Origin of the sequence: Xenorhabdus szentirmaii DSM 16338 (assembly GCF_002632585.1) — a bacterium.
Lineage (GTDB): Bacteria > Pseudomonadota > Gammaproteobacteria > Enterobacterales > Enterobacteriaceae > Xenorhabdus > Xenorhabdus szentirmaii.
In genome coordinates this window covers 518,776-540,941 of sequence record NZ_NIBV01000001.1, presented here as the reverse complement: position 1 = coordinate 540,941, position 22,166 = coordinate 518,776, and the positions used below count along the sequence as shown (strand labels likewise).

The following is a 22,166-nucleotide window of genomic DNA, read 5'->3' as shown; positions in this document are numbered from 1 at the left end:
AATGCCCCCCAAAATGTCAGGAGATATAACAATGGCAAGAGAATTCAGTCGTACTCAGCGTGTTTCACAGGAAATGCAAAAAGAGATTGCCATCATTTTACAGCGTGAAGTCAAAGATCCGCGCATTGGCATGCCGACGGTTTCTGGTGTTGAGGTTTCCCGCGATTTGGCTTACGCCAAAGTATTTGTCACTTTTCTGAATGTACTGATAGAAGGTCAGGATTCAGAGAAAGTGGAAGAAGGTATTAAGGCACTGAACGAAGCCTCCGGTTTTATCCGTTCTTTGCTGGGTAAGGCGATGCGTCTTCGTGTCATTCCTGAATTGACGTTTTCCTATGACAGCTCTCTGGTGGAAGGGATGCGCATGTCGAATCTGGTCAGCAATGTCGTGAAAAGTGACGAGCAGCGCCGTGCATCTGCGGATCACAACGAGGAAAAATAATGGGGCGTCGTCGTAGAGGCCGTGCAATAAACGGTGTACTGTTGCTGGATAAGCCGCAGGATATTTCCTCCAATGATGCGTTACAGAAAGTAAGGCGAATTTTCAATGCCTGTAAAGCAGGCCATACGGGTGCACTGGACCCACTGGCAACAGGTATGTTGCCGATTTGCCTTGGTGAAGCGACCAAATTCTCCCAATTCCTGCTGGATTCTGATAAGCGCTATCGGGTGATTGCCCGTCTGGGGCAGCGAACAGACACTTCTGATTCACATGGGCAGATCATCAGTGAACGTGAAGTGGTAATCACTCAGGCTCAGCTTGATGCGGCCTTAGAGACATTCCGTGGTGACACTTTGCAGGTTCCTTCTATGTATTCTGCATTGAAACACCAAGGAAAGCCGCTGTATGAATATGCCCGTCAGGGTATTGAAGTTGAAAGAGAAGCGCGCCCTATCACCGTTTATGAATTACAGTTCATTCGTTGGGAAGGGAATGAGCTGGAATTGGAAATACATTGTTCCAAGGGAACTTACATCCGCACCATTACGGATGACTTGGGTGAACTTTTGGGCTGTGGTGCGCATGTGATTTATCTGCGCCGTTTGCAGGTTGCCAATTACCCGAATCAAAGAATGGTGACGCTGGAACAGTTATATGAATTAAAGCAACAAGCTGAAGATCAAGAAATTGAAGCAGGAACGCTGCTTGATCCATTGTTGTTGCCTATGGATACCGCTGTTGCTCATTTCCCTGTGATCCACTTGCCATCCGTGGTTGCATCCTATTTTAAACAAGGGCAACCCGTTCGGAGCGGGCACAATCTGGCTTCCGGTGAATGGGTGCGGGTCACCGAAAGTGATGAAAATAAATTCATTGGCATTGCGGTGATTGATGATGATGGGCAGGTTGCTCCGCGTCGTCTGGTGGTTGAAACTGAACCTGAAATTGAATAATGCTTGTTCCTGACAAGGAATATAGTAACTGACAAGGAATTTTGAGCAGACAAATTGCGTTGAAGCAGTGAATGGCGGCAATTGTGCTGTCTTGCGCTTCACTTATTTGCAGCGTAGAATACCGCGTCTATATATGAGTCGCTGAATTAGAGATCGGCACTCGTCATTTTAAACTACATATTTGGAGTTATACTATGTCTCTAAGTACTGCTGCAAAAGCGCAGATTCTTGTTGATTTTGGCCGTGGCGCTAACGACAGTGGTTCCAGCGAAGTTCAGATTGCCCTGCTGACTGCTGACATTAACCAACTGCAAGGTCACTTCTCTGAGCACAAGAAAGATCACCACAGCCGTCGTGGTCTGTTGAGAAAAGTTGCACAGCGTCGTAAACTGCTGAACTACCTGAAGCGTAAAGACTTGGCTCGCTACACCACGCTGATTGAGCGTCTGGGTCTGCGTCGCTAATCGATAAGTTTCAGTGGAAAGGGGCCTAATCGGGCCCCTTTTCTTCTAGGAAACGGAATTGAGAAATTTAGATACCGTTTCCAAAACCTGAATCTCTTCCGCTACAGTGATTCGCGCGGCTAATGAGAGTGCTTAAGGAATACTGAGTTCTGTCATTAGTCGTGAGGGTGTAGCAAGAAGAGAAAGTCCATTGTTGCTGAGACTTAACCTAAGTCGGTAACACTAATCAAAGGAAAATTATTTTGCTGAATCCGATTGTTCGTAAATTCCAGTATGGTCAGCACACTGTGACCATCGAAACTGGCATGATGGCTCGTCAAGCGACAGCGGCTGTTATGGTAAATATGGATGACACTGCGGTATTTGTTACCGTTGTAGGTCAGAAAAAAGCAAAACCAGGTCAGGATTTCTTCCCACTGACCGTTAACTATCAAGAGCGTACTTACGCTGCGGGCCGTATTCCCGGAAGTTTCTTCCGTCGTGAAGGCCGTCCCGGCGAAGGCGAAACATTAGTTGCCCGTCTGATCGACCGTCCTTTGCGTCCTCTGTTCCCGGAAGGTTTCCTGAACGAAGTTCAGATCATTGCAACCGTTGTTTCTGTTAACCCACAGGTCAACCCTGATATCGTTGCCATGATTGGTGCGTCTGCTGCACTGGCACTGTCCGGTATTCCATTCAACGGCCCAATTGGTGCTGCGCGTGTTGGTTACATCAACGATCAATACATCCTGAACCCAACCAGCGATGAGCTGAAACACAGCCGTCTGGATCTGGTTGTTGCGGGTACAGAAGGTGCGGTATTGATGGTTGAATCTGAAGCAGAATTGCTGACAGAAGAACAAATGCTGGGCGCGGTTGTGTTTGGTCACGACCAACAACAGATTGTTATTGAAAACATCAATTCTTTGGCTGCTGAAGCAGGCAAAGAAAAATGGGACTGGTCTCCGGAGCCTATCAACCAGTCACTGAATGACCGTGTTGCTGAACTGGCTGAAAGCCGTCTGGGCGATGCTTACCGCATTACCGAGAAGCAAGAGCGTTATACTCAGGTTGATACCATCAAAGAAGAAGTTTCTGCAATTATTCTGGCAGAATCTGCGGAAAAAGGTATTGAGCTGGAAGAAGGTGAAGTGCTTGATGCGCTGTCCGGTCTGGAGAAAAACGTTGTTCGCAGCCGTGTTCTGAGCGGAGCACCCCGTATTGATGGCCGTGAAAAAGACATGGTACGTGCTCTGGACGTTCGTACTGGTGTACTGCCGCGTACTCACGGTTCAGCCCTGTTCACCCGTGGTGAAACTCAGGCGCTGGTTGCTGCTACTCTGGGTACAGAGCGTGATGCTCAGGTTATTGATGAACTGATGGGTGAGCGTACCGATCGCTTCCTGTTCCACTATAACTTCCCTCCATACTCTGTAGGTGAAACCGGCATGGTTGGTTCACCAAAACGTCGCGAAATCGGCCATGGACGTCTGGCGAAACGCGGTGTGCTGGCTGTTATGCCAAGCGCCAGCGAATTCCCGTATACCGTTCGCGTTGTATCTGAAATCACTGAATCCAACGGTTCTTCTTCCATGGCTTCTGTTTGTGGTGCATCACTGGCATTGATGGACGCAGGTGTGCCGATTAAGGCTGCTGTTGCGGGTATCGCAATGGGTCTGGTGAAAGAAGGGGATAACTTTGTGGTTCTGTCTGATATTCTGGGTGACGAAGATCATCTGGGCGACATGGACTTTAAAGTGGCGGGTAGCCGTGATGGTATCAGTGCATTGCAGATGGATATCAAGATTGAAGGTATCACCCGTGAAATCATGCAGATTGCGCTGAACCAAGCCAAAGGTGCCCGTCTGCATATTCTGAGCGTGATGGAGCAGGCCATTGAAGGCCCACGCAATGATATCTCTGAGTTCGCGCCACGCATTCACACCATCAAGATCAATCCGGACAAGATCAAGGATGTGATCGGTAAAGGTGGTTCTGTGATCCGTGCATTGACCGAAGAAACCGGCACCACCATTGAAATCGAAGATGACGGTACCGTGAAGATCGCCGCAACTGACGGTGACAAAGCACGTCATGCTATCAGCCGTATTGAAGAAATCACTGCTGAAGTTGAAGTTGGCCGCATCTACAACGGTAAAGTGACCCGCATTGTTGATTTTGGTGCATTCGTTGCTATCGGTGGCGGTAAAGAAGGTCTTGTGCATATTTCTCAAATTGCGGACAAACGTGTAGAGAAAGTCACTGATTATCTGCAAATGGGTCAGGAAGTACCGGTTAAGGTATTGGAGATCGATCGTCAGGGTCGTATCCGTCTGAGCATGAAAGAAGCAGTGGCTCCTACCGATGCAGCACCACAGTCATCAGTAGAATAAATTTGACGTAAAGAGCGGCGTCCTGTAAAAAGGGCGCCGGCTTATCCCGATATTTTTCTAATTGGAGCCAAAAAGCTAAAATTGGAAGATGAAGGGAAAAGTCCGTTTTGGGCAGGATGCCTGAAACATACAATGTGGGTGGAGTAACTGGGCATTCTGATTAATGTCTGACTTCGGGAGTGGGAAATGAATTCTTTTCTGCGCTGGTGTTATGTTGCGGCTATTTTTTTCCTTGTAGGATGTGGCAGCACTGGGTGGCGTAAAAATGAACTGATTGCTATTCCATTACAACCGACATTGCAACAAGAGGTTATTCTGGCTCGTATGGAACAAATACTTGCGAGTCGGTCACTTACAGAAGATGAGTATGCACAGCTTTTATATGAACGCGGTGTACTGTATGATAGCCTCGGGCTGAGGGCATTGGCACAGAATGATTTTTCAGTAGCTTTGTCTATCCGCCCTGATATTCCTGAAATTTTTAATTATCTGGGAATTTATTTTACGCAGGCAGGTAATTTTGATTCTGCCTATGAAGCGTTTGATTCTGTTTTAGAGCTTGATCCAACTTACAACTACGCGCGAATGAATCGCGGCATTGCACTGTATTACGGTGGCCGCTATCAATTGGCGCAGGATGATCTGCAGGCGTTTTATCAAGACGATCCAAATGATCCCTTCCGTTCGTTGTGGTTGTACCTTGTGGAAGAAAAAATCGATCCTAAGGTTGCAATGACAAATTTGTCGTACCATTTTGACAAAGCGAACCGGGGGCTATGGGGCTGGAATATCGTTGAATTCTATCTGGGCAAAATCAGTGAAAAAACACTGATGGTGCGTTTGCAACAGAATTCAGCGGATAACACTTCGCTCGCTGAGCATCTCAGTGAAACTGACTTCTATTTAGGTAAACATTACCTAAGTCTGGGGGATGAGGATAGCGCAGCTGCGTTATTCAAGCTGACGGTAGCTAACAATGTGCATAACTTTGTTGAGCACCGCTACGCATTGTTGGAATTGGCATTATTGGGCCAAAGACAAGATGACTTATCGGAATCGAACCAACAATAGCTGACGAACATTTTTACGACAGATTTTTAAGTCCACATCCTTAAGAGATGGGGGCTTGTTTGTTCGTTTAATAACATAATTTGAGCCAGTTCACATTTTAAATGAAAATGACAGAAATTCTTTTCACTGTGTTATGTAGACTGGCCGCCACGATTAATGAGGCACCATTACATGACCACTGAGACTGAAATCTCTTTTGCTGATTTAGGTTTATCGGCACCTATTCTTTCTGCACTGGGAGACATGGGCTATGAAAAGCCATCTCCTATTCAACAACAATGTATTCCTCACCTGCTGAACGGCCGCGACGTGCTGGGCATGGCGCAGACCGGTAGTGGTAAAACTGCGGCATTCAGTCTGCCGTTGTTGCATAACATTGATGCTGAACTTAAAGCGCCACAAATTCTTGTGTTGGCTCCTACCCGTGAACTGGCGGTACAGGTTGCCGAAGCATGTTCAGATTTCTCTAAACATATGCGTAGCGTAAATGTTGTCGCACTTTACGGTGGACAGCGTTACGACGTTCAATTACGTGCTCTGCGTCAGGGACCACAAGTTGTTGTGGGAACGCCGGGCCGTCTGTTGGACCACCTGAAGCGTGGAACATTGGATCTGTCCAACCTGAAAGGTTTGGTTCTGGATGAAGCTGACGAAATGTTGCGCATGGGCTTCATCGAAGATGTTGAAAATATCATGAGCCAGATCCCTGCTGAACACCAGACAGCCCTGTTCTCAGCAACCATGCCGGAAGCGATTCGCCGCATTACCCGTCGTTTCATGAATGATCCACAGGAAGTTCGTATTCAGAGCAGCGTGACAAACCGTCCTGACATCAGCCAGAGCTACTGGTCTGTTTACGGTATGCGTAAAAACGAAGCACTGGTACGTTTCCTTGAAGCAGAAGATTTTGATGCTGCGATCATTTTCGTGCGTACCAAAAATGCAACGCTGGAAGTGGCTGAAACGCTGGAGCGTAACGGTTACAACTCTGCGGCACTGAATGGTGACATGAACCAGGCCCTGCGTGAGCAGACACTTGAACGCTTGAAAGATGGTCGTTTAGATATCCTGATTGCAACTGATGTTGCTGCCCGTGGTCTGGATGTTGAGCGTATCAGTCTGGTTGTTAACTATGACATCCCAATGGATGCAGAATCCTACGTACACCGCATTGGTCGTACAGGCCGTGCAGGCCGTGCGGGTCGTGCTCTGCTGTTCGTTGAAAACCGTGAACGCCGTTTGCTGCGTAACGTCGAACGCACCATGAAGCTGACTATTCCTGAAGTTGAACTGCCAAATGCAGAACTGCTGGGTCAGCGTCGTCTGGAGAAATTTGCGGCTAATGTCCAGCAACAACTGGAAAGCAGCGATTTGGATCAATACCGTGCACTGTTGTCTAAATTGGGTACGGATGAAGAGCTGGATATGGAAACTCTGGCTGCTGCCCTGCTGAAAATGGCACAAGGTGAGCGCCCACTGATCCTGCCACCAGATCCAGTTCGCCGCCCTCGCCGTGAATTCAACGACCGTGATGACCGTCGCCGTAATGGAAATGGTTTCGGTGATCGTGACAGAGGTGACCGCGGTGACCGAGGTGATCGTGGTGACAAAGGTGACCGTCCGCGTCGTGAACGTCGTGATGTGGGTGATATGGAACTGTATCGCATTGAAGTGGGCCGTGATGATGGTGTTGAAGTTCGTCATATCGTGGGCGCAATTGCTAACGAAGGCGATATCAGCAGCCGTTATATTGGCAATATCAAACTGTTCGCGACTCACTCCACGATTGAGCTGCCAAAAGGAATGCCGGGCGAATTATTGTCTCACTTTACCCGCACTCGCATTCTGAACAAGCCTCTGAACATGCAGTTGATGGGTGATGCACAACCATTCGAGCGCCGTGAGCGTCGCAGTGGTGGTGGCCGCAACGGTGGTGGCAATGGTCAGCGTCGTGATCGTGATAATGCAGGCAACAATGGCGGCCGTCGTTTTAATAACGAACGTCGTGGTGGCGGTGAGCGTGGTTCTTTCCGTGGCCGCAGCAATGATGATTTTAATGGCGGTGCTCCACGCCGTCGTCAAAGCAACAGCAATAGTGCGAGCAACGCATAAAAACGCATAAATAAGTCACCCAATAGCCCAAGCGACGAATAATGTATTCGTCGCTTGAGTGGCCGGGTTAGCTGCGGTTTTGAAAAATGCCGGAAATAAAGCCCTTTCTTTCATCGGAAAGGGCTTTTGTTATGTGTTCCGTTTGATATTTATAGAGAATATGAAGCTATGTATGAATGTAGTTTTATGGGGTGGAAGGGGATTGATTTAGCTCCATTTGATAGGGAATCGCTTATTTAATTGCGCCTTAACTTCTTCATCTGAAAGTAAGTGTTCACCTTCATAGATGACGGCTTCATTGATATAGCCACGGAAACTGATGTGTACGACTTCTGTCAATATCCGTTGTTCCACAGAACATAAACCGCCTTCGCTTTTCTCCAGAGGATGGATAATGATCCGATTTCTCCAATCTAAAAACCATCTGAGCCCTTTTCGGAAGTGATGCCGTCTCAGTAATTTGACTAATTGACGGTGGGCGTCATGAAACTCACCAATCAGCAAACGGGACGAACTAAAGTTTCCTTCAATCTCAAATTCTTTCTGGGTATTAATGTTTTTCAGGATCATCCTGTTTGTCTTTATCTTAAGATAAAAATATATCAAGCGTTTTTCCTTGTCAGAATTGAATGACATATCAACACCGAATTTTTGGGGCAAAATTGCCACAATCTTATGTTAGAAATCAGATATGAAAGAGACAATCGCCACCAGTTGGCTACTCTGTAATTCAGCTAAGTTTTCCAACCATTGCTTCAAGCTTCAACGTCATGTTTCAATGCAGTGCGCTTTATATCATATTTCCTTTTTGCTCAATGTGAATAACCGCCGGGATATCCAGGCTATTTGTTAACATCTTTTGTGAACTGTTTATCTCCTCACTGTGAAAGAAAATCTCACTGTAAAAGAAAATCGTCAGTCACAAGTCGGTTCGAATATGTGACATATAGCGCATGTCGTTATGGCGCAGGTAGTTATGGTGCATGTGGTTATGTGGTTATGTGGTTATGTGGCTATGGGTGGCTGTGGTCATACATAAAACACTGCTATAAACGGCGCGCGCAATATCTTGGTGGCGCGGTACATCATGCTTGCCTGTAGAGGAACGGTGCAAGTCAGGCTACCCGTTGAAGCAGGAACTCAGCGAGTGAGTTAAACAGTTCTGAACATTGTAGGAATTTCCGTTCCTTAGTAATTTAGTCCTAACGCCTCTTTCAGGGGTTTCAAATAACGACGGCTAACCGGGATCTGTTCATTATTCCTCAGCACCAGCTCTGCTTGCCCGCTTTCCCCAAACACAATTTCTCGCAAATGAATCATGTTGACCAAATATTGCCGGTGACAGCGGATCAGTGACGTACGGCTTTCCAGTGTACGCAGAGTCAACTCCGTAAAACCCTCTTGCCCGCTGGCACTCATCACATATACACCGCTCAGGCGGGAAGTGACATACAAAACATCATCCAGCGGCATCAGCCATATCCGGCTGCGGCCTGTGCAAGGAATATATTTCAGTTGCTCATCTTCGCGTTGTAATTCCGCCAGATTCTGCTTCTGATAACCAGAACGCAGCCGTTGTAGTGTTTTGCTCAGCCGCCCTTTTTCCAGCGGCTTCAATAAATAATCGAACGCATGTTCTTCAAAGGCTTGCACTGCATATTCATCAAAAGCCGTCAGAAAAACGATATAAGGGCGATGCTCCGGATCGAGCATTCCTACCATTTCCAGACCGGTAATGCGGGGCATCTGGATATCGAGGAAAACGACATCCGGTTTCAGGCGATGGATAGCACCAATGGCTTCTACGGCGTTGGCACATTCCCCCATGATCTGAATATCTGTTTCTTTTTCCAATAGACAACGTAGATTCTCACGAGCCAACGGCTCATCATCAACAATCAATATATTCATCTTTACGCTGCCTCTTTAGCCTCTTTTTCCAATGGTAAACGTAAAATGACACGGGTAAATTCTTCTGATTGGCAATGAACACTGATGCCATACTGCTTACCATAACGAAGCTGTAGACGTTTATCTACCAGACTCATCCCAAGTCCATCTCCTGCATGTTTGGGACAATAAAGCCCCGCATTATCTTCTATCTCTACTGTTAGCAAATTATCTTCCTGATAAGCTCTGATGGTAATCTTTCCTATATCAAGCAACTGTGATGTACCGTGTTTAATGGCATTCTCTACCATGGGTTGCAGAGAGAATGCAGGTAATTTTGCCGTGCTCAGGAATTCTGGTATCTCTATGGTGACTTGAAGGTGTTCACAGAAGCGCGCCTTCTCTATTTGTAAGTAAGCATTTACATGCTCTATTTCATTCTCCAGTGTGGCGATTTCTTCCGGCCGCTTCAAATTTTTACGGAAAAATGTTGAAAGATATTGTACCAATTGGCCCGCTTGCTGTTTATCCCGTCGGATCACTGCCTGTAATGTATTCAGGGCATTAAATAAAAAGTGAGGGTTCACTTGCGCATGAAGCAGCTTCACTTCTGATTGCAGTAAAGATTGCTTATTGCGTTCATACTGTCCGGCAAGAATTTGGGCAGAAAGCAAACTGGCAATACCCTCACCCAATGTTCGGTTGATTGAGCTGAATAAACGATTTTTGGCCTCGTAAAGTTTGATGCTGCCGAGCACTTGCTGATTTTCCCCTCGCAAAGGGATCACCAGAGCAGAGCCAAGTTTACAAGTTGGGTCAAGAGAACAACAATAAGGAGTCTCATTACCATCAGCATATACGACTTCATTGTTTTCAATGGATTGGCGTGATTGCGCCGAAGCTATGGGCGTTCCGGGCAAATGGTGATCGGAACCAATGCCGATAAATGCCAGTAATTTTTCCCTGTCAGTGATAGCGACAGCGCCTATTTCCAGCTCCTGATAAATCACTTTGGCTACACGCATACTGTTGTCTTCGTTGAACCCCTTACGCAGTATGCCTTCTGTGCAGACAGCAATTTTCAGCGCCTGAGCAGAAAAAGCACTGGTATATTTTTCGAAAATAGCGCGTCTATCCAACAAAATGCGAATAAACATGGCGGAGCCAATACTGTTAGCGATGATCATGGGAGCCGCGATATCTTTCACCAAACTCAGCGCTTCATCGAAAGGGGTAGCCAGTAGCAAAATTATGCCCATTTGGGCGCATTCAGCGAAGAACGTCACAATGGCGGCTGTCCAAGGATTCAATAACTTATTAATCTGCCCCCGCTTCATGAGATAACTGTGTACCAGGCCACCCAACACGCCTTCCACAATTGTGGATACCATACAACTGAATGCAGTCATCCCTCCGAGAGAATAACGGTGCAACCCTCCGGTAAATCCCACCATTGCCCCTACCGTTGGGCCGCCGAGAAAGCCTCCCAGTACCGCACCGATAGCTCGGGTATTCGCGATGGAATCATTGACGTTCAGCCCGAAATAAGTGCCCATAATGCAAAAAATGGAAAAAACAATGTAGCACATCAACTTGTGTGGCAAGCGTACAGTAACTTGCAGCAAGGGGATGAATAGTGGTGTTTTGCTCAGCAGCCAGGCGATGACCAGATAGACACACATTTGCTGAAGCAATAACAACACGAGGTTAAATTCGTACATATTTTTATTGAGTGATTAATAAATTGAATCAGCCATTATCAAAGGTGGAATTTAGCCTCGTCAATAGGACATTGGCAGATAGAGTGTGCCAGAAGTTGGCAAGGGATTGGTAATAAATCAACCAATATCAGTGTGGGGAAGGTGATCCGCCCAGATCAGGGCGGATATTTTCGTCAGTTTTTTTCGCTAATCGCCAATAAACAGATTATTGCTTACAGGTCACATAATCAGTGACATCTTCATCAATGACATGCGCGTATCCATCGCTGATGTTCACGGCATAATGGGCAGTTTTCCCTTTATCATTAATTGCCGGTGTTGAAGTACGATAAGAGCGGTGTTGTGGCCAGCCGAATAGCTCATGAATTCTGTTTTCAGGATAGGTCTGGTACAGACTCAGTAATTCGTCTTTTGTCGGTACAGTATCGGTTTCCTTCTTACAGAACCAATTGGCGCCTGTATTCATGCGGCGTGGCCAGATTTCACCATACTCAGTAATAATAGTTTCATGCCTGTGATCTCCATTCTTGACTATCTCAGTTTCCAGTAGTGGGCGTGTGAAAGTCATACCATTAACGGTGATCGTATCAGCCATATGTCCCCAAAAGTTTGCCACATCAACATCAGGGCTGGTTGCAACCGTGAAAGTGACATCTCTCGTCTCAGAAGGTGCCGTGCCATCTGCTGTGACTGACAGTGTCGTTTTTACTCCAAGCCCGAACGGATCTGCCACGGGAAGAGAAAGTACACCTTGATCATCGGTATAAGCTTGTGTTTCTCCAAGGTTGCCATTGAGCAGTATTGTGATTTTCTCATCATGCTTCTGACGGTTCATTGCCTGAACAGCTTTCACGTTGACAGAGACATTTCTGACTGACTGCCCGTGATTGAATGTTTCTATTTTCAGGGTAATTGGCTCATCTCTTTTGACTTTCGTGTCACTCATCGTGACTGTCATTTTATCGGCAAGCCCTCTGACAGTGCCGTTTTTCCCGCCATCATGAGTATGATTACCTTGTCCGGCACTCATGCTGGTATCAACGACTGCCGTATTACCGGTGAGCCCAAGCTCATTCTGAGCCTGTACTGCAATCTCTTTTACTGTTCCTGCATCTTCCAGAGTCAGGGTATAGTCAGGAATTTTGCCGGACTCAGAGATGATATGACCTTTGGTGATATCAGTATTCCCCTTATTGCCCCATATATAGCGCGATTTATCTACCGTATCGCCATGATTGGCGTCAAAGGTATAAATCGCACTCAATTTTTGCCCCATCTCTAACTTACCAACGAGAGCCAGATTTTTGACAATGGGGGTATTAGGATGCACGAACGCGATTTCAACCGGTTTGATGGTCACACCGTGTACTCGTGGTGTAATTTTCAGTATTCCGGTCTTTTTGCCTGCAGTAAGCTGGGACTGGTAAATACCTGGCTGAGACTCTTTCATCGCTTCGATTTTGGGATCGCTGCCTTCCCCGCCTAACCCGCTGGTGGTTAAGGTAATATCTGAGGCCTGCCCGCGGACAGGATTTCCTTCTTTATTTTTCAGTGTCAGTATGAGAAGCGTATTTGAATGCCCATCAGCGATTAATTTTTTATCTTTTGCTGTAAAACTAGACTGAGTGGCACTGGCTTCTTCACTCAATACTTGCAGTTGCATTTCTGCTTGCTTGGAAGCATTTCCTTTTTTATCGTAGGCAATCGCGTCTACGGTGTAGGTATTGTTTCCCTGCGCTTGGTATTCAGGCAAAGTCAGTGAGTAATGTATTCCATCCTGAGATTTGATTATGCCGCCGTTGGCAAATAGCCTTGGGGCATTCCACTGGATCTCTTTAAGCCCATATTTGCTCTTGATGCTAATATGAAGAGGTTTGGTATCTCCCTCATAACCGATCAGAGAATTATCCATTGTCAGGGAGATGACTTCACGTTTACGGTACTCCAAAACGATCTGATTATTGCGATCGACTAAATCGTAACGACCGCCTTGCAGGGTGCGCTTGAGTGTGACTGCATCCGGATCAATCTGTTTTGCCCACGGAGTACCGATTTCATAATTCAGTTCCACATTGAATTGTGTTTCCCCATGACCTGATCCCGCTTGCTTGCGGTCAATTTCGAAAGTCAGTAAAGGAATAGGGGTATAATTAATTCCCGCTGTAAAAGCAGACGGATTTTTTCCCCGGTGATCTTTATTGATTAATCCGACTTCATCCCCGAAATAGTGCTCATACACTAATTTCCCGCCAAGTTGAGGCAAAGAAGGGACATAGCCTTGTGCCCTCAGATCGAAACCGTTGGCAGGGCGCTCATCATAATCTGTCAACATGCGGGATTCTTTCCAGTGACTTAAACGCAAGTAACTGTTCACGCCTAATTTCAGATAATCACGGGCATATTCTGCACCAAGGCCAAAACGAGTATTATCACCGGTTAAGTCATGGTCAAGAAAAGCATTGTAACCCAGCATCCAGTCATCAAAAAAATGGCGTTGCCCGACGCCGACATTAAAAGTACTGCGTTTATCGATACGGCGCAGGCCAAATTGGGTGAAAGCCATTTGAGAGCGAGTATCATGCAAAGGCAAAAGCATATCGAGCTGGCTGCCATTTAAATGACCATGATTGTCGATATTGGCTTGCACACGGGCTGTACCATAGCGCCCTAACCAATTTTGAATTTGTTGATTGGCTTCTCCCATTGCCAGATGACTCAACTGACTTGTTGCACTATGCTCAATATTCCCATGGGATAATAAACTCCCCAGCCGGGAAGCTATTTCAGCCAAGCGACGAGGCTTTTCATCGGTAGCGGAAGCCTGACTGAGTGCCGAATAATTAAAAGGCAAAAATTTATTGGTTCGGGGGTTAGGGACATCAATCTCGCTGCCGGCACCAAGAGCGATAAAAGGTTTATCAAAGGTACGCAGTTGATTGATCTTTTTTAAGTCGTCGACGGTTAAACCATACCGCTTGGCAACAATATTGACTGTTTCCCCTGATTTTAGAATATACGGCTCTGTTGATAATGTGCGTATTTCATTTTGAAAAGTCGTTTGTGTTTCTGCATTAGCAATAACAGGATTCAATGCGCAAGCAACCGGAAATACAAGTTGGGTGACAATGTTTACCCAAGCTACACGTTTTAGCAAATATTGCTGATCCGGTAGCCACGGCTTATCGAATTTTTTGTTCATAGATATAAACCTGCAACAATAAAAATATCAGGCGACGGCCAGAAATAACCCATGTGTTTTAGAATATTGTCTTCTGTTTGACGTCAATCATGCGTCGGGCTTTCAGGAAGAAAGCATCACGTCATTACGGATTAAAAAAATGACAACATGACATTGCCTGAACTAAGATTTTAAAAAATGGTTAATGAATATTGCTTGGCAATTAACGAGTAGATTTTTGATCTGCATTTTCCTGATTATCAGGTTTTTTATTCCACCATAAAATCATTTCTCGATCAATAAAACTTTATTTATTGATTAGTGAAGTTTAAAAAGGAAGTTGATAAGAAAAGGGGCGTTGGATCTGGTTTTAAGTTATCTTGATAATAAAAGTGCCTTTAATTTGATTAATTTTGCAAAAACAAATAGTTATTATTTTACTTTGGATTACTCAGGTACTCTGTGTCTGGTTAAAATAAAAACAGTATAAAGTATAAGAGAATATGAATTGTTGCGAAATTGTTTATTTTTCTTGGTATGTTTCGATTTACCTCTCTTTCTAAACATAGGAAAGTAAACTGATGTACAGTTATCGTACTGCATATCAGGACGATTAATTTAAAATTGGAGGCAGGATTAACTATGATCAATTAGTTATTATTTTGTTTTTTGTGATTTAGATATTATTTATATTCTGCAAAATCGCATACAGGTCATATAATTATTGAAGTTTAAATTTTAATAAGGTCGATCAAAAAATGATCTTAAATTCATTATTAACTGATATTTCTTTATCAGGAGGGAGCTTGTTGCCGCAAGAATGATAAACATAAAGATATTCCTATTATGCCAGTGTTTTTTCAGAATTAAATTATGAAGTTGGAGTTGTGCTGGGTTCGTTTTATTGGAGATATCTCATGAGAAAATACATCACACAGGACGAATGGAAGCGTGTTTTTTCTGTATTAACTAATTCTGTAAATAAAGAGCGTGATCAGTGTTTATTGTACTTGACTTATATTCATGGCCTACGTGTGAGTGAGTTGATTTCATTAAAAATCTCTGATATCGATATTGCAGGAAAAACCATATTTATAAAGCGATTGAAAAATGGTTTCTCGACAACGCACCCTATATCAGCAACGGAACAGAAACTTCTATTGAAATGGTTGCAGGTCAGAGATGACAATAAGATATACAGGGCTTCTTCCTGGTTATTTCCTTCACGTAAAGGAGGAAAGTTATCGCGTCAGTGGATATATGTATTAATGGGGAGATATGGGGAGCAAGCAGGATTGACAATCAAATTACATCCTCACAAGTTACGGCATTCATGCGGGTTTGAGCTGGCTAATCAGGGGCTGGATACCCGGCTGATTCAGGATTATTTAGGCCATCGGAATATACGTCATACCATGCATTATACCGCCAGCAATCCAGAACGTTTTCAAAAAGCATGGCAACATACTGAAAACTTAAAAATTAATCATGGTAAATATATCACGCCTTAATTATTGGTAAAATCTGTTCAATAATCAGGATCTAATATCTAAGGTTCAATAACTCAGTCTCAATAGCTCAGTTTCAATAGCTAAGTTTCAATCACTGTGCCTGTATTTTACCTGAAATGACCACTGTCAAGGCTTAGGGGAACACCACATATTGCATATTAAATAGTTTGAACAGAGTAGATATCCTAATAATAGATAAAAATGGGGTGATCACGGTGATCTCCCTTTTTTTTATCTTATTTATCTGAACGTCATAATAAAAAAATGGAAATGCAATGATATTGACGGTATGGATATGTTTAGATTTCTATTGTTTACTATTTTATTTTGATTATTATATTCTGTTATGATTTTTATATTTAATATAAAAATTTAATGATACAGAAATGATGTTTATTTTTTATTCTGCATTGGTGTCGGGTTAATAAGTTTTTGTAGATAGAAATATCTGAATAATATTCTTGAAAAGACAAAACTGGGCGCATTTATTCTGCCGGTGATGATATAAATATATTAAAGTTTCTTTTAATAACGGTACAGCTGTAGTATGTCTGTGCATCTATTCAATCACCTTATTCGGCGATTAGATTTTATTGGTTTTTTTATTGCCGATCTTTCTTTTTTATGTAAATGGATATTAATGCTAATCTATATTTTTTGATTATTATCATAAAGAAAATAATAACATTGTATTACAAGTTATTCATACTGATGCGTTGGTTATTTTGTGATTGATAAATCGACACTTGGTAATAATTGTCATTTTCATTTATTGCTTTATTTTAATTCGATGATTTGTATTATCTTGGTGCTATCATCTGCATGATGGCGTGTTAATTGAAATATGCTAAAATTCATATTTCAGGTTGACATTTTGGTGAAGTTGTGAATTTTTAGTGTTTTTATGGGAATTTCATTTTTGTCAATGATCAAGCGCACGGATTTCTAAAAAGAATGTTACTCAATAGTGTCACACTACACTGTTAATTTTACATATACCCATTGTCTTTCAAGTTGCCGTTTCACTGGCGACGCTCATTCACCTCAGTCACCGTTTTTATCAACATGCGGTTTGCTGTGGCTCTTGGGAGCCGCGCCCTTATCGTTGCGCTGCAACTTGAAATCCATTGGGTACAGAACTTAGTACCTGATAGTACGCTTGGGACTTACAGAACATAATGAAGAAAAGAACACTTTTCACAATATTATTAATTATTTTCCTGATCGCAATGGCGGTGCTTTTCCGTTCTCACAACCAGAATTTGTTGTTGCAGGGCGAAGTTGATGCACCCGAAGTCATTATTGCTTCCAAAGCCTCTGGTCGTGTGGTTGCGCTCCATGTTGGGCGGGGAGATGACGTTAAGGCGGGGCAACTGATGGTCAGTCTGGATAGCCCGGAACTGGATGCAAAAGTTGCCGGAGCACAAGCTGCCCGTGATCAGGCAAGAGCAAAACTTGAACTCTCCCTGCATGGTACCCGTGAGGAGAGCATTCGTAACTTAGAGTCTATTTTTGCGCAGGCCCAATCCGCATACAAAAATGCACAGCGTGAATTTGAGCGCATGAGCAATGTGTCAGTTAAAGGTTATGTTTCTGCCAGCGCATTGGATAGTGCACGTAATACACGTGATGTTGCCTACCAGAAAATGCTGGGCGCTAAAGCCGAGCTGGATGCAGGGAAAAATGGCGATCGCATTGAATTGCGTCAACAATATCAGGCGGCAGTGAATGAAGCGGAAGAGAAACTGCGTGAATTGAAAATCCAGGGTAATGACCTACAGGTAAAAGCGCCTGTTGATGGTGAAGTCGGGCCATTACCCGCAGAAGTTGGCCAGCTTTTTAATGCCAATAGCCCGTTGGCGACATTGGTTCGCGTTCCACAAGCTTACTTCGTTTATAACTTGCGTGAAGATATTCTGGCGAAAGTGCGTAAAGGGGACAAAATCACACTGCGTATACCTGCTCTCGATAAAGACGTTGAAGCCGAAATCCGTTATATCGCACCCATGGGCGACTATGCGACAAAACGCGCCACCCGTGCGACAGGGGATTTTGACCTGAGAACTTTTGAGATCCGGTTATACCCGTTGCAACCCGTTGATGGGTTACGTCCGGGTATGAGTGCATTATGGGACTGGGATAAATAAGGTTGTGGCCTGATGAACAGAAAATTTGCGTGGCGCAGTTTTGGACTGGCGTTCACGCGAGAACTTAAGGCTGCACTTCACAATCCGGTATTTCACTGGCTGAGCTGGTTATTTCCTTTTTTGCTGTTTATTTTGATCAATGCAAACTTTTCGGAAGGAACATTATTCAACTTGCCAGTGTCGGTTGTGGATAATGATCAGAGTACGTTGTCCCGCACCCTGATCCGTGACTTGAATGCGGCGCCCCATGCGAATATCAAATCTTATGACAGTAACCTGCCGGAATCTCTGGAGCGTCTGAGCCGCGCAGAAGATTATGCATTGGTTTATTTCCCTGAGAATTTTGAAAAAGATGCGTTAAGTGGCAGGCAGCCCACGGTAAGCGCCTATTACAATGCCCTGTTTTACGGTGCCGGGCGTTATTCCATTCAGGACTTCAGCGGATTGATGGCTGAGGCAAATGCAAAATATCGTGCAATTATCGCATCAGAAATCGGTCAACAACTGCCTCCTTTAGCCAAGGCCACGATGTCCTATGACAGCTTGTTCAACGCCAGTGGCAGCTATATTTATTACCAGCAATTTGCGGCAATCATCCATTTATTGCAGCTTTTTGTGGTAACGAGCACCATTTATACAATGTCCAGAGATAAGCAGCTTTTGAAAACAAAATCTGTCGTGGGGGCATTGTTGGGGAAATTAGTGCCCTATACCTTAATTTTTACCCTGCTATTAATCTTGGAAATCACTGCACTGGTTGTTTTTTCTGATGCGAAAGTGACAGGCAATCCCCTGTATATGCCAATTGTCGGATTTTTCTATGTTATTGCGGCACAAAGTATTGGGTTGCTGTTATTTACGTTTACCAGCAGCGCCATTACTGCTTACTCCCTAATCGGTATGCTGGTGAGTATTGCAATGGCCTTTTCCGGCATGGTTGTGCCTGAACTCTCCATGGTATGGCCTGCAAGGATCATTTCTAACCTCGAACCCTTGACTCATGCGTTGAATGCTATGTTCGACATCTTTCTGAGGGAAGTCTCTTTACACGTTATTCTGCATGTCTGCCTGGTATTGCTAATCTATCCTGCGGTCTGTGGTTTCTTGATCCGCAATCGCTTATGGGTGCGTCTTACTCAATCAGAAGGAGCTGCATGATGGCGGATAATAATGGACGAGTTAACTGGACATTGTATTGGCAGACATTTCGCAACGTCTTTCTCGGGATGCTGGAAAAACCCCTCTGGCTGCTCTTGATCATCTCGCTGTGTATCATGAGTCTGGTGTATGTGCGCCCTTCTTTGTGGGATTTGCCGGTGGCAGTGATCGATCAGGATCACAGCCACATGAGCTGGGCATTGATCCGCCGGATTGATTCTACAGCGAAAGTTGAAGTCAAGGGCTATAACAATCTCGATAATGCGCGTCAGGACATGCTCCTGAGAAAAATTTTTGCCATTATTATCGTGCCCGTCGATTTTGAAAAACACCTGTTGAGCGGAATCAACGTCACTGTTCCTGTTTATGGGGATGCAACTAACCGTCTTGCAAATGGGCAGATACAACAGGATCTGGCATTAGCTTATCAGCAACTTTTATCAGAATTTAATGGCGCGCTGCTATTAAAAGCGGGTTTCAGCACAGAACAGGTGAAGCTCTTACTACAGCCAATTCGTGGAGAAACAATCGGGTTATTTAATCCGGGCATCAGCTATGCCGCGATAGTTTTTCCCGGTTTGTTAGTGATGCTTTTGCAGCATTCTTTATTGATTGCGAGCATCCGTGTCAGTGTGGCGATAAGGGGAACACCTAAAGGTAAGCCACCGCTGCCCGTTTATTTAGGGGCTTTGTCTGCCTTAATTCCCATCTGGCTGTTTTTGTCGGTGATCTTTTTTGTCTTGTGGCCGTGGGTATTGGGATATCGGCAAGATGCACCGATTTATCTCCTGTTGCTACTGACATTCCCATTTTTGCTGGCGGTACTGGGGCTGGGCAAACTGGTGACGGAATGTTTACGCAGTGTGGAAATGATCTACCTGACACTGGCTTTTATCACGACACCGATTTTCTACATTTCGGGGACAATCTGGCCGATTCAGGCGATGCCCGATTGGGTACGGATGATTTCATCGGCATTGCCATCCACTTGGGCGACAAAAGCTATCGCAGGCATCAACCAAATGGGTTTGCCATTGCACAGTGTGTTCAAGGATATTGGCATGATGCTGTTGCTTGGGGTGATATATATGATTCTGGGCATTTTGGTCGGCATGTTGCGCAATGGGGAATTGCGGGGCGTTACCCAGCGCATAAAACGCTTTTTCATTCATGACTGATAAAGAATATATCATCTGTAAGATACCGCCGGGTATTGAGTCGTCATTGAGTATTGTCGCGAGTTGGGCAATGGGATGCTTTGATTTGAAGCATTATTGTGTTCACTTTTCTTGTGTTTCCCCTGTAGACGTTTTGCTGCAAGGGATTTATTATCGATTCTTGATGTAGGATCGGGGAATACAGCAGGATCTTGGCAGAATAGCGCGTCACTTTGCATTAAAAGGAGTCTGAACTGTGCTAAGTAAAATCCACTCCCATTTGGTCGTTCGACAGTATGCTAGTGAAGACGTCAGTTTGAGTGGCGACTTAAATGATTTCGTCCTCATTGCTGCTCGTCGTGAAGATCCCGACACTCTGTTTTTTCAGCACCGTTTACGTATTGAAGGAAACACAGAATTAGGACTGCATGTGAAAAATCTGATGGATTCTATTGAACTGGAATCTATGCCATCCATCCTCCGTTTTGGTGTATTACGGTTAGCCGAATTTATCAAAGCGGGACAGAAAGAGGGCGTGGATCAGCACGATCGCGCATTATCATCATGTTAATTAGGGTAGAAATTCCGGTCGATGCGGTAGGGATTGATGCTCTTTTGCGTCAGTCTTTTGAAACATCGGCAGAAGCTGAATTAATTAATCAATTAAGAGAAGATGGCTTATTGACATTGGGCATTGTTGCGACTGACGATGATGGTCATGTGATTGGTTATGCTGCTTTCACGCCAGTTGATCTCAATGGCGAAGATCACCAGTGGGTGGGTCTGGCAGCATTGGCGGTGGAGGAACAATACCGTCACCACAAATTAAGTGAATATCTGGTCAATGAAGGGCTGGATAGCCTGAATGAATTTGGGTATGGTGCCGTTGTTGTCTTGGGTGAGCCCACATATTATCACCACTTGGGTTTCGAGCTTGCCAATGAGCACCAGCTGTATTGCCAATGGCCTGATTGTGAAGATTATTTCCTGATCTACCCCCTCTCTAATACTTCAGTGGAAAATTGTCGGGGCTTGGTGACTTATCCCAGTTATTTTGAGAATCTGTGGTCACAGTCCGGATAATGGATCATTGAGTGTGGTCTGGATGGGTGAAGAACTTCTCAGGTAAACCCATTGATATTAAATAAGTCATGACACAGAGAGGCTGATTGGCAATCAGCCTCTCTTTTTGTTTTTTACTGAGTTTTTTGACACGGTATTCCACTTTCAATGCAAGGCCTTGGCTCCTGACCAGACTTGTATAAACCAATGTCAACGGTCCTTTTCCCCTTAATGCCTTTGCGCCCTTGCCTGATGTGTGTTGTGTAAACCGACGGGATACATCGGTTGTGATCCCCGTATACAGCGTGCCATCCCGTGTTCTGATGAGGTAGAGATACCAGTTGGGTGTTTTAGATTTCATTATTTATTTTTAATAATTGTTTTAGGCGTAATAACAGATAAAAATTAACTTTGTATTCAATTATAAGTTTATTTGAGTTGTTTTGTTATCGCAATTAATTGAATTAATTTAAATTAATTATAAATATATTAACGATTGACGTACTTATTGTTCAAAAAATTAGAATAACAATAGCAACATTTGCTAATTATCATTTTCTTATCAGGCGTATAACATGCACATCATCACAAAGGATGAACCTTTTTTAAAAAACGAACTAAGGAGTAGAAGATGAAAGCTATTAAAAATATTATGGCAGTTTTAGCTTTAGGTGCTGTTTCATTTGGTTCATTTGCTGCTACAGAGGTTCAGGTTGCTCAGGGAGAAAAAATCGGTGTTGTTTCAGTGGCGGGTACTGAAACATTGGATGCTCTGACTAAAGAATTATCCAAAAAAGCTGATGAAGCTGGCGCAAAATATTTCCGGATTATTTCTGCCTCTGGTCAAAACCAACTCAATGGAACAGCGGAACTCTATAAATAATTTATAGTTTTCCATATAAACCTCATGGTGTGTTAGATTAAATGC

General features: G+C 44.2%; 17 protein-coding genes and 1 pseudogene. 13 read left to right on the top strand and 5 right to left on the bottom strand.

Translation table 11 applies throughout. The features are described 5' to 3' along the window. Positions 1 to 31: 31 nt before the first annotated feature. The 6 genes from rbfA (at position 32) to Xsze_RS02515 (ending at position 7,414) form a co-directional block, all read left to right on the top strand. Positions 32 to 442 (top strand): 30S ribosome-binding factor RbfA, encoded by a 411-nt coding sequence (rbfA, locus tag Xsze_RS02540; RefSeq protein ID WP_038237650.1) that lies wholly within the window; start codon positions 32 to 34, stop codon positions 440 to 442. Next, positions 442 to 1,395: a tRNA pseudouridine(55) synthase TruB gene (truB, locus tag Xsze_RS02535; protein WP_038237648.1), complete on the top strand. Its 954-nt coding sequence runs from the start codon at positions 442 to 444 to the stop codon at positions 1,393 to 1,395. Before rbfA ends, truB begins: the two co-directional genes overlap by 1 nt. Before the next feature lie 194 nt (positions 1,396 to 1,589). Continuing rightward, positions 1,590 to 1,859: a 30S ribosomal protein S15 gene (rpsO, locus tag Xsze_RS02530; RefSeq protein ID WP_010845203.1), complete on the top strand. Its 270-nt coding sequence runs from the start codon at positions 1,590 to 1,592 to the stop codon at positions 1,857 to 1,859. A 242-nt stretch (positions 1,860 to 2,101) separates the two neighbouring features. Next, the gene (pnp, locus tag Xsze_RS02525) at positions 2,102 to 4,231 is read left to right on the top strand and encodes a polyribonucleotide nucleotidyltransferase (RefSeq protein WP_038237645.1); all 2,130 of its coding nucleotides are present in this window, start codon (positions 2,102 to 2,104) and stop codon (positions 4,229 to 4,231) included. 186 nt (positions 4,232 to 4,417) lie between these two features. After that, entirely contained in the window at positions 4,418 to 5,302 is an 885-nt protein-coding gene (gene nlpI / locus Xsze_RS02520; RefSeq protein ID WP_038237643.1) for a lipoprotein NlpI, read from the top strand. 171 nt (positions 5,303 to 5,473) lie between these two features. Then, positions 5,474 to 7,414, top strand: coding sequence for a DEAD/DEAH family ATP-dependent RNA helicase (locus tag Xsze_RS02515; RefSeq protein ID WP_038237641.1), 1,941 nt, complete (start codon positions 5,474 to 5,476; stop codon positions 7,412 to 7,414). A gap of 207 nt (positions 7,415 to 7,621) precedes the next feature. Here the strand turns inward: Xsze_RS02515 and Xsze_RS02510 are convergent, their stop codons facing one another. From Xsze_RS02510 to Xsze_RS02495, 4 genes are all read right to left on the bottom strand, one after another. Beyond that, positions 7,622 to 8,050 (bottom strand): hypothetical protein, encoded by a 429-nt coding sequence (locus tag Xsze_RS02510; RefSeq protein ID WP_143707570.1) that lies wholly within the window; start codon positions 8,048 to 8,050, stop codon positions 7,622 to 7,624. 552 nt (positions 8,051 to 8,602) lie between these two features. After that, positions 8,603 to 9,325, bottom strand: a complete 723-nt coding sequence (gene btsR, locus Xsze_RS02505; protein WP_038237638.1) for a two-component system response regulator BtsR — start codon at positions 9,323 to 9,325, stop codon at positions 8,603 to 8,605. A gap of 2 nt (positions 9,326 to 9,327) precedes the next feature. Continuing rightward, positions 9,328 to 11,025, bottom strand: coding sequence for a sensor histidine kinase (locus tag Xsze_RS02500; protein WP_038237636.1), 1,698 nt, complete (start codon positions 11,023 to 11,025; stop codon positions 9,328 to 9,330). A gap of 205 nt (positions 11,026 to 11,230) precedes the next feature. Then, positions 11,231 to 14,224: an inverse autotransporter beta domain-containing protein gene (locus Xsze_RS02495; protein ID WP_038237633.1), complete on the bottom strand. Its 2,994-nt coding sequence runs from the start codon at positions 14,222 to 14,224 to the stop codon at positions 11,231 to 11,233. An 896-nt stretch (positions 14,225 to 15,120) separates the two neighbouring features. On the opposite strand from Xsze_RS02495, the gene Xsze_RS02490 reads away from it, so the two are divergent. The 6 genes and pseudogenes from Xsze_RS02490 (at position 15,121) to Xsze_RS02465 (ending at position 21,259) form a co-directional block, all read left to right on the top strand. Continuing rightward, positions 15,121 to 15,714 (top strand): tyrosine-type DNA invertase, encoded by a 594-nt coding sequence (locus Xsze_RS02490; RefSeq protein WP_038237631.1) that lies wholly within the window; start codon positions 15,121 to 15,123, stop codon positions 15,712 to 15,714. 1,178 nt (positions 15,715 to 16,892) lie between these two features. Then, on the top strand, positions 16,893 to 17,861 hold the full coding sequence (locus tag Xsze_RS02485; RefSeq protein ID WP_038237629.1) for an HlyD family secretion protein: 969 nt from the start codon (positions 16,893 to 16,895) through the stop codon (positions 17,859 to 17,861). A gap of 12 nt (positions 17,862 to 17,873) precedes the next feature. Then, positions 17,874 to 19,019 (top strand): ABC transporter permease, encoded by a 1,146-nt coding sequence (locus Xsze_RS02480; RefSeq protein WP_038237625.1) that lies wholly within the window; start codon positions 17,874 to 17,876, stop codon positions 19,017 to 19,019. Then, on the top strand, positions 19,019 to 20,197 hold the full coding sequence (locus Xsze_RS02475) for an ABC transporter permease (RefSeq protein ID WP_038237622.1): 1,179 nt from the start codon (positions 19,019 to 19,021) through the stop codon (positions 20,195 to 20,197). Before Xsze_RS02480 ends, Xsze_RS02475 begins: the two co-directional genes overlap by 1 nt. A 259-nt stretch (positions 20,198 to 20,456) precedes the next feature. Next, positions 20,457 to 20,747 (top strand): annotated as a pseudogene (ubiT, locus tag Xsze_RS02470) (ubiquinone anaerobic biosynthesis accessory factor UbiT); the annotation flags it as partial. Beyond that, positions 20,741 to 21,259 carry a GNAT family N-acetyltransferase gene (locus Xsze_RS02465; protein ID WP_038237619.1) on the top strand — a complete coding sequence of 173 codons (519 nt, stop codon included), beginning with the start codon at positions 20,741 to 20,743 and terminating at the stop codon, positions 21,257 to 21,259. The pseudogene ubiT and the gene Xsze_RS02465, both read left to right, overlap by 7 nt. A gap of 4 nt (positions 21,260 to 21,263) precedes the next feature. On the opposite strand, the gene Xsze_RS02460 is transcribed toward Xsze_RS02465, so the two are convergent. Further along, positions 21,264 to 21,599, bottom strand: a complete 336-nt coding sequence (locus tag Xsze_RS02460; RefSeq protein ID WP_038237617.1) for a GIY-YIG nuclease family protein — start codon at positions 21,597 to 21,599, stop codon at positions 21,264 to 21,266. A gap of 270 nt (positions 21,600 to 21,869) precedes the next feature. Between Xsze_RS02460 and bhsA the strand changes: the two genes are divergently transcribed. Then, entirely contained in the window at positions 21,870 to 22,121 is a 252-nt protein-coding gene (gene bhsA, locus Xsze_RS02455; protein WP_038237615.1) for a multiple stress resistance protein BhsA, read from the top strand. Positions 22,122 to 22,166 lie beyond the last annotated feature (45 nt).

What these genes read in the sequence shown, in the direction of transcription:
- Xsze_RS02480 (WP_038237625.1), top strand. Translation starts at nt 17,874, where the DNA reads ATGAACAGAAAATTTGCGTGGCGCAGTTTTGGACTGGCGTTCACGCGA.
- Xsze_RS02515 (WP_038237641.1), top strand. Translation starts at nt 5,474, where the DNA reads ATGACCACTGAGACTGAAATCTCTTTTGCTGATTTAGGTTTATCGGCA.
- Xsze_RS02490 (WP_038237631.1), top strand. Translation starts at nt 15,121, where the DNA reads ATGAGAAAATACATCACACAGGACGAATGGAAGCGTGTTTTTTCTGTA.
- Xsze_RS02465 (WP_038237619.1), top strand. Translation starts at nt 20,741, where the DNA reads ATGTTAATTAGGGTAGAAATTCCGGTCGATGCGGTAGGGATTGATGCT.
- Xsze_RS02495 (WP_038237633.1), bottom strand. Translation starts at nt 14,224, where the DNA reads ATGAACAAAAAATTCGATAAGCCGTGGCTACCGGATCAGCAATATTTG.
- truB (WP_038237648.1), top strand. Translation starts at nt 442, where the DNA reads ATGGGGCGTCGTCGTAGAGGCCGTGCAATAAACGGTGTACTGTTGCTG.
- rbfA (WP_038237650.1), top strand. Translation starts at nt 32, where the DNA reads ATGGCAAGAGAATTCAGTCGTACTCAGCGTGTTTCACAGGAAATGCAA.
- btsR (WP_038237638.1), bottom strand. Translation starts at nt 9,325, where the DNA reads ATGAATATATTGATTGTTGATGATGAGCCGTTGGCTCGTGAGAATCTA.
- bhsA (WP_038237615.1), top strand. Translation starts at nt 21,870, where the DNA reads ATGAAAGCTATTAAAAATATTATGGCAGTTTTAGCTTTAGGTGCTGTT.
- Xsze_RS02460 (WP_038237617.1), bottom strand. Translation starts at nt 21,599, where the DNA reads ATGAAATCTAAAACACCCAACTGGTATCTCTACCTCATCAGAACACGG.
- Xsze_RS02510 (WP_143707570.1), bottom strand. Translation starts at nt 8,050, where the DNA reads ATGTCATTCAATTCTGACAAGGAAAAACGCTTGATATATTTTTATCTT.
- Xsze_RS02475 (WP_038237622.1), top strand. Translation starts at nt 19,019, where the DNA reads ATGGCGGATAATAATGGACGAGTTAACTGGACATTGTATTGGCAGACA.
- Xsze_RS02485 (WP_038237629.1), top strand. Translation starts at nt 16,893, where the DNA reads ATGAAGAAAAGAACACTTTTCACAATATTATTAATTATTTTCCTGATC.
- Xsze_RS02500 (WP_038237636.1), bottom strand. Translation starts at nt 11,025, where the DNA reads ATGTACGAATTTAACCTCGTGTTGTTATTGCTTCAGCAAATGTGTGTC.
- rpsO (WP_010845203.1), top strand. Translation starts at nt 1,590, where the DNA reads ATGTCTCTAAGTACTGCTGCAAAAGCGCAGATTCTTGTTGATTTTGGC.
- nlpI (WP_038237643.1), top strand. Translation starts at nt 4,418, where the DNA reads ATGAATTCTTTTCTGCGCTGGTGTTATGTTGCGGCTATTTTTTTCCTT.